The following is a 5,913-nucleotide window of genomic DNA, read 5'->3' as shown; positions in this document are numbered from 1 at the left end:
CATTAATCCTTGATCAAGCAAATCAAAAGCCTCATCCAAGCACTTATATAATGCATTTTCTTGAGCTACTTCCGAATAATCTTCGATTAACCCTAGATTTTGACAAGTAGTAACAAGTTTAGCTTTTAAACTATCACTTTCTTAATTTTCAACATAATTGAATATTATTTTTTGAAACAGCTTGGCTACTATCCTTTGCTTTTTCATATTTATTTTTTAAAGTTCTGTAATCTGTCAACATATACTCTTAACGTCTCTACTTCTTTACTTTGATATATTAAGCCCTTTATTTTTCAATTCGTTTTATTAACCGCTCTGCCTCTTCATGCGGTTCTTTACATTGTCTTACTAAGTTTGCTTTTGTAAAATTAGTATTAGCATTATTATACATTAATAGTGAAAGAATAATTTTGTTTTCTACTGAGTTACAGCAACAGTCATATAATACTTCACCCATCTGTTTATAGTCATTCACCGTAGCACCCTATTCAAGTAACATTTTGACTTTTTCAAAATTACCTGTAACCTCTAAAGCAGTATAACCATTCTCATCTTATATATTAGGATCAATATTTTTTTGAAGTAACTCTTTAAGGTCTGCTAAGTCAGTTACATGATATAGAGTACTTTTGTTTTCTTGGCTGTCTACCGTATCAAAGCTTACATCTTTACTGTTCTTATTATTAAGGCTATTGTTAATACTAACGCATAAATCGTGAAACACATCGGGAACGGTTTTACATTCTTTTGTATTACTCCCCTTTCCTACACAAGATTTAAAAACATTTATTAACTTAGAAATTTTAAGCCTAGTTATCTTCTTTTTTTTAGTTATTTTAAAATTCCATGTTTCATGGTATTTTCGACTCGGCATTATATTAATCTATTTTAATAACGTCAATGTGAATGGTTAATTTTTATGAATTAACCATTTAACAATATAATTTAAAAATTCTTTTTTCTTGAATCTATTTGTAATATAGTAATAGGCATATTTAATGTTTGTAGAGGGAGTAATGAAAAAAAATCCAAAAATCTCATTAATAGGTAGCGGTAACATAGGTGGTACGCTTGCTCACTTAATTAGCCTTAGAGAACTCGGTGATATCGTATTATTTGATGTGGCTGAAGGAGTACCGCAAGGAAAAGCATTGGATCTCATGCAAGCCGGTACAATAGCAGGATCTGATATCAAAATAAAAGGCACAAACGACTATAAAGATATTGAAGGGTCTGATGCAATAATTATTACTGCTGGTTTACCAAGGAAACCAGGGATGAGTAGAGACGATTTAATTAGCATTAATACCGGTATTATGAAAAATGTTGCAGAGAATGTTAAAAAATACGCTCCTGATGCTTTTGTAATAGTAATTACCAATCCGCTTGATGTTATGGTATATGTCATGCTTAAAGCAAGCGGATTACCTCATAATAAAGTCATAGGTATGGCAGGCGTACTTGACTCATCAAGATTTAATCTTTTTCTTGCCGAAGAGTTTAAAGTATCGGTTAGCAATGTTAATAGCACGGTTCTTGGCGGTCATGGTGATGCTATGGTACCTCTTGCAAGATATTCTACAATATCAGGCATACCGATACCTGACTTGATAAAAATGGGCTTATCAAGTAATGAAAATATTGAAAAAATAATCGATCGTACTAGAAACGGCGGCGGCGATATTGTTGCATTACTTAAAACAGGTTCTGCTTATTATGCCCCCGCAGCCTCAGCAATAGAAATGCTTGAAGCATATTTAAAAGATAAACGTCAAATTCTAACTTGTGCCGCTTATCTACAAGGTGAATATGGGGTTAATGATTTATATGTCGGAGTACCTATTATTATAGGTAAAGAAGGTGTCATAAAAGTAGTAGAACTACAATTAACTAAAGAAGAAAAAGCATTATTCGACAAATCAGTTGAGGGAGTTAAAAAACTCATTGAGACGATAAAATAAATGATAACATGATATTATTGAAGCACAAATGCAACAAGATTTACAATATTGAATTAATACTAATTATTAGTATTGTTAATTTAACATAAATGGTATTACATTTTAGTGTATTTTTATTAATAGAAGGCAATTATAAAACATAAGAATGAATTAGATCGGCTAATAAGAAATCTTTATTTAATAAAAAATACTAATTTAAATAATATTTTAGAAATAGATAAACTAGCTATAACACGTATAACTAATTTTATAGAAGCTCTAATAAATAAAATAGACCCTAGAAAGCCTGGACCGTATGTTTCTCAGCAACAAGCCAACTTCAAAGTAGCAAAGATAAAAATATACAAGGTGCTAGTAAAGACATTTATTTAAAAAATCTACCTAAAGTTGAAGGCTTTAAAAAAGACGGAAAAGGTAGAAAAACAAAGGCTCAACTTGATGTCCTAATATCCCATTCAGATTTTTCAGAATTATTCAGACTAAGTAATGCATTACCGGTCACTAATAGCAAGGACTATAAATAAAGAGCAATATGAATCTATTGCAATTGATGGAAGAAATTGTTCAGAAAGTAGGGAAAAAGAGCTTAAATATACAGCAAGATAAAAAAGTACTTACCTCGCAAGAAAACGAACAAGCTATAATATGCGGTCAACAAAAAGTAGAGCTTAGCCTTAAAGCAGAAATAATAAAGTTAAAAGAAGCAGTTCAAGAAACAATCAAAAATCCAACTAATAATGAAGAATTTAATAAGACATCAAAAGAAATTTTAGATTTGATTAATAATATCAACTCTCATCAACCATCTAGATTACAGGCAGCTAGAAATAAAATCCTGAGTAGCGGAGGAAGCCCTAATACTAAAAATACAAAAATAGAAGAATTTTTTCTTGAACAACATGAATGGGATAAATTTCAAGAATTAAGAAAAAGATTACAAAAAATAAAAGAACCTAGAGAAAAATTAGATGAAATGAACAATTTTTATGATGTGATTAATTCATTAAATAAAAATATCATTCTAAGAGCAATGCAAGAGAAACAAAAAATTCAACAAGCTTCCAATCAAAAAGCACAAGAGATTATAAGAAGTAAATTTTTATACCTTGATAATGCCAGAGATTTTTCAGAGACGGTCTACAAAATTTATTTGAAGAGTTAAAAAATAAAGAAGAGAAAGGGGAAAAAGAATTTATAGAAGCTTCTAAAAAGATACTCAGCAAAAGTATAAGCGAATTAGACTTGCAATATAAGATGTTATTAATAGATCATGCAGATAATATCTCGCAAAATATAAAGGAGGCTCTAATCTTATATGCCGGAAGTAATAACAATAACCAGATTGATATATTATCTGAAGAATTAGTAAATAAATTTAAAAATATATCAAATTTAATAAGGCAAAATGAATCAGTACTACAGAAAGAAACAAGTAAATATTCTTCTTTAGAAACTATACCTGAAGATTCTATACTAAGTTATCACCGGCAATAGTACACTCCTCAACAGCACTTTTTGTAAAACTAGAAAACTCATTCAATGAACTAGAACAATTCACTGATAAAATATTAATAGATGCAGGCAAATCTTATGTACAACAAGCAAATATTAATCCTAAATCTAATAATGTTTCTAGATCTTCTTTTGTTGATTCAGGAATCGGTTCAAGTCAAGAAGAATTATCTAAGAAAATTGATGTTATTCTTGTTTTTGAGTTTGTTGCATGGCTCATTTATGTCATTCTAGTAAAAACAATAAAAAATACTAATAATTTTAGTATTTTTAACTGGATCCCGTGGTTTAAGCCACGAGATGACAGAGATAAAATTGAGCCATGCAATAAAACCTTTAGTCGCTCGCAATGACGATTTAGTATTCATGCAAGGATAATATCTTACGTAAAACTAACACTGTACTCATTAATATTATAAGCAAAAATATGAACAAGCTTAAAGTTAGAGATAGTGACTTAAAGTTTTGCCATAACAACATACTAAAGAAAGGAGTAGTTGAGGATAGAATAATACCTCCAAAAGAATGAGATAGACTATAAAGCCTCATTTTAATATTAGTCTTAAACAAAGATTGAACAATAACTTGTAGAGGTACTGCATAAAATGCTGTAAGCCCTATTAATATAACAGGACAGAGAATATTAAATATTTGTTTATATAACATTATTTGCATTCCTAAAGCAACAATAATGCTAGCAAATACAGTCCATGTAATCTGTTTTAAAGGGTTTATTTTATCAGCAAGCAGCCCTGCAAAAACGGCTGATATTCCATAGGTAGTAGTAAGCGCTATATTCATAAATCTTATTTCAAGATGATTTACAAAAGCTATTTTTGTTAAAAAAACTCCCAAAAAAATTACTAAAAAGTGATACACTCCTCCAATAGCACCGTTTATTAGTAATGCTATTATAAAGGATAGTTTATTATCTTTTATAATTTGCCGAGCGTCATTTAGAAAGCTTAATACACGCGAATTTTGCGGAATTCGTCTGTGCTCACGTACTTTTGTACGCTCCGCAGACTCTTCCTTAAATTCATCTTGTCTAGATCTTTCTAAATTTAGCTTTATAGTACTTTTATAATATAAAAATTCTCTACTTTCTTTAAAAAAATTTCTCATCAAAATAGCAAATAAACCAAATATTGCACCGATAAAGAAATTTAAACGCCATAAATACCAGATACTAGAATTACTAGCGTAATAATAAGCTATAGCCGCAAGTAATGCACCTATTTGGCTACAGCATGAAACTATTCCTATATTTAAATTTTTCCGATTATCTCCTGTTTTTTCAGCTACATAAATTTTTATTCCGTCAACTTCTCCGGCAAGGCTTGCTAAAAAAAACATTCGACATAATGTTAATATTACCGTAGCAAAAATACCTATCATCTCAAAGGAAGGAGTAATAGCAATTACTCCGGTAGAAATGCTACTCATAAACATTGATATCTTAATAGATTTAATACGCCCGTATTTATCTCCGATAAATCCAAAAATTAAAGATCCTAAAGGTCGCACTATAACGGCTACACTAAGAATGGCAAAAAAACCGAATAGTTGTTTATCCTGCTCTATATTAGGTAAGAAATTTTGTGCAAGAATACTAGCCGATAAACCGAATAGAGCATAATCATAATAACGGATAATCGTTGTAAAAAATGCAACTAAAAAAGCTGAATTAGACATATAATATTTTCTTTTGGTGACAACATCATATGATACAAACTCTTTAGGCTGTGTGAAAGAAAATTAATTTAATATATTTTACTATTGTAATTTTAATTATACTATTTTTTTTGGTATATATTCAATTTTTAACCATTTTAAAAATATGCATTTAGAATATAAAGTTACTATATCTGAAAATGGCAGAATAAATATTCCTGCAAAAATTCGTGATCAATTACATCTTTCTTCAGTAGATCAGTTAATGCTAATACTTGGTAAAGAATTAACATTGATTCCTCTAAAAAATAAAATTCAAGAATTTTAAGTATTAGTAAAATCTAAAAATAAAGATAACATATAATTAGTTGATTCTCTAATGGAATCAAGAAGAAAGGAATTTAATAATAAATCAATATATTTTAGATTCATCTGCTTTACTTGCATTATTTAACTCAGAAACCGGTAGTGACAAGGTCGAAGAATTTTATTACCGTTATCTATTATGTCTACAGTAAATATAGCAGAAGTAGTGGCTGAACTAGATCAAAAATTGAATATATCTTTTATTCAAAGTAAAAAAATGATCGCAGCTTCAATAAATAAAATTGTAGCCTTAGATTTTGATCAAGCGATAGAAATTGGATGCTTAAAGAAAAAAACAGAACAATTTGGTTTATCGCTTGGCGATAGAGCTTGTATTAGTTCTAGAATTAATGATAGGATATCCTATATACTACAGATAAAATCTTGGATAAACTGCAAC

6 protein-coding genes and 2 pseudogenes are annotated in these 5,913 nt (G+C 29.4%); 5 read left to right on the top strand and 3 right to left on the bottom strand.

The annotated features are described in order from the left end of the window. Positions 1 to 286 precede the first annotated feature (286 nt). A complete protein-coding gene (locus tag A452_RS10750) occupies positions 287 to 475 on the bottom strand; it encodes a hypothetical protein (protein WP_025999551.1) in 189 nt (62 codons plus the stop codon). Between the two features lie 78 nt (positions 476 to 553). Next, positions 554 to 874 carry a hypothetical protein gene (locus A452_RS0102370; protein WP_014412861.1) on the bottom strand — a complete coding sequence of 107 codons (321 nt, stop codon included), beginning with the start codon at positions 872 to 874 and terminating at the stop codon, positions 554 to 556. A 142-nt stretch (positions 875 to 1,016) separates the two neighbouring features. Here A452_RS0102370 and mdh point away from each other — a divergent pair, with 142 nt between their 5' ends. The 3 genes from mdh to A452_RS10385 all read left to right on the top strand — a co-directional run bounded on the left by mdh (position 1,017) and on the right by A452_RS10385 (position 3,455). After that, positions 1,017 to 1,961, top strand: coding sequence for a malate dehydrogenase (gene mdh, locus A452_RS0102365; protein WP_014412862.1), 945 nt, complete (start codon positions 1,017 to 1,019; stop codon positions 1,959 to 1,961). A gap of 532 nt (positions 1,962 to 2,493) precedes the next feature. Then, positions 2,494 to 3,123, top strand: a complete 630-nt coding sequence (locus tag A452_RS11845) for a hypothetical protein (protein ID WP_231289952.1) — start codon at positions 2,494 to 2,496, stop codon at positions 3,121 to 3,123. Positions 3,124 to 3,215: 92 nt separating this feature from the next. Continuing rightward, positions 3,216 to 3,455 carry a hypothetical protein gene (locus tag A452_RS10385; RefSeq protein ID WP_014412864.1) on the top strand — a complete coding sequence of 80 codons (240 nt, stop codon included), beginning with the start codon at positions 3,216 to 3,218 and terminating at the stop codon, positions 3,453 to 3,455. Between the two features lie 375 nt (positions 3,456 to 3,830). Here the strand turns inward: A452_RS10385 and A452_RS0102345 are convergent, their stop codons facing one another. Further along, a complete protein-coding gene (locus A452_RS0102345) occupies positions 3,831 to 5,168 on the bottom strand; it encodes an MFS transporter (RefSeq protein ID WP_014412865.1) in 1,338 nt (445 codons plus the stop codon). A gap of 145 nt (positions 5,169 to 5,313) precedes the next feature. Between A452_RS0102345 and A452_RS08050 the strand changes: the two are divergent. Together A452_RS08050 and A452_RS0102335 are read left to right on the top strand one after the other, a co-directional pair. Then, positions 5,314 to 5,511, top strand: a pseudogene (locus A452_RS08050) (AbrB/MazE/SpoVT family DNA-binding domain-containing protein). Positions 5,512 to 5,554: 43 nt separating this feature from the next. Continuing rightward, a pseudogene (locus tag A452_RS0102335) lies at positions 5,555 to 5,913 on the top strand (type II toxin-antitoxin system VapC family toxin); the annotation flags it as partial.

It is taken from the genome of Rickettsia australis str. Phillips (assembly GCF_000273745.1).
Lineage (GTDB): Bacteria > Pseudomonadota > Alphaproteobacteria > Rickettsiales > Rickettsiaceae > Rickettsia > Rickettsia australis.
Note: the sequence above shows the minus strand (reverse complement) of the source record. Positions and strands in the feature narration are given on the sequence as shown.

Coding starts and splice junctions, on each gene's coding strand:
- A452_RS0102345 (WP_014412865.1), bottom strand. CDS start 5,168: ATGTCTAATTCAGCTTTTTTAGTTGCATTTTTTACAACGATTATCCGT.
- A452_RS0102370 (WP_014412861.1), bottom strand. CDS start 874: ATGCCGAGTCGAAAATACCATGAAACATGGAATTTTAAAATAACTAAA.
- mdh (WP_014412862.1), top strand. CDS start 1,017: ATGAAAAAAAATCCAAAAATCTCATTAATAGGTAGCGGTAACATAGGT.
- A452_RS11845 (WP_231289952.1), top strand. CDS start 2,494: ATGAATCTATTGCAATTGATGGAAGAAATTGTTCAGAAAGTAGGGAAA.
- A452_RS10385 (WP_014412864.1), top strand. CDS start 3,216: ATGTTATTAATAGATCATGCAGATAATATCTCGCAAAATATAAAGGAG.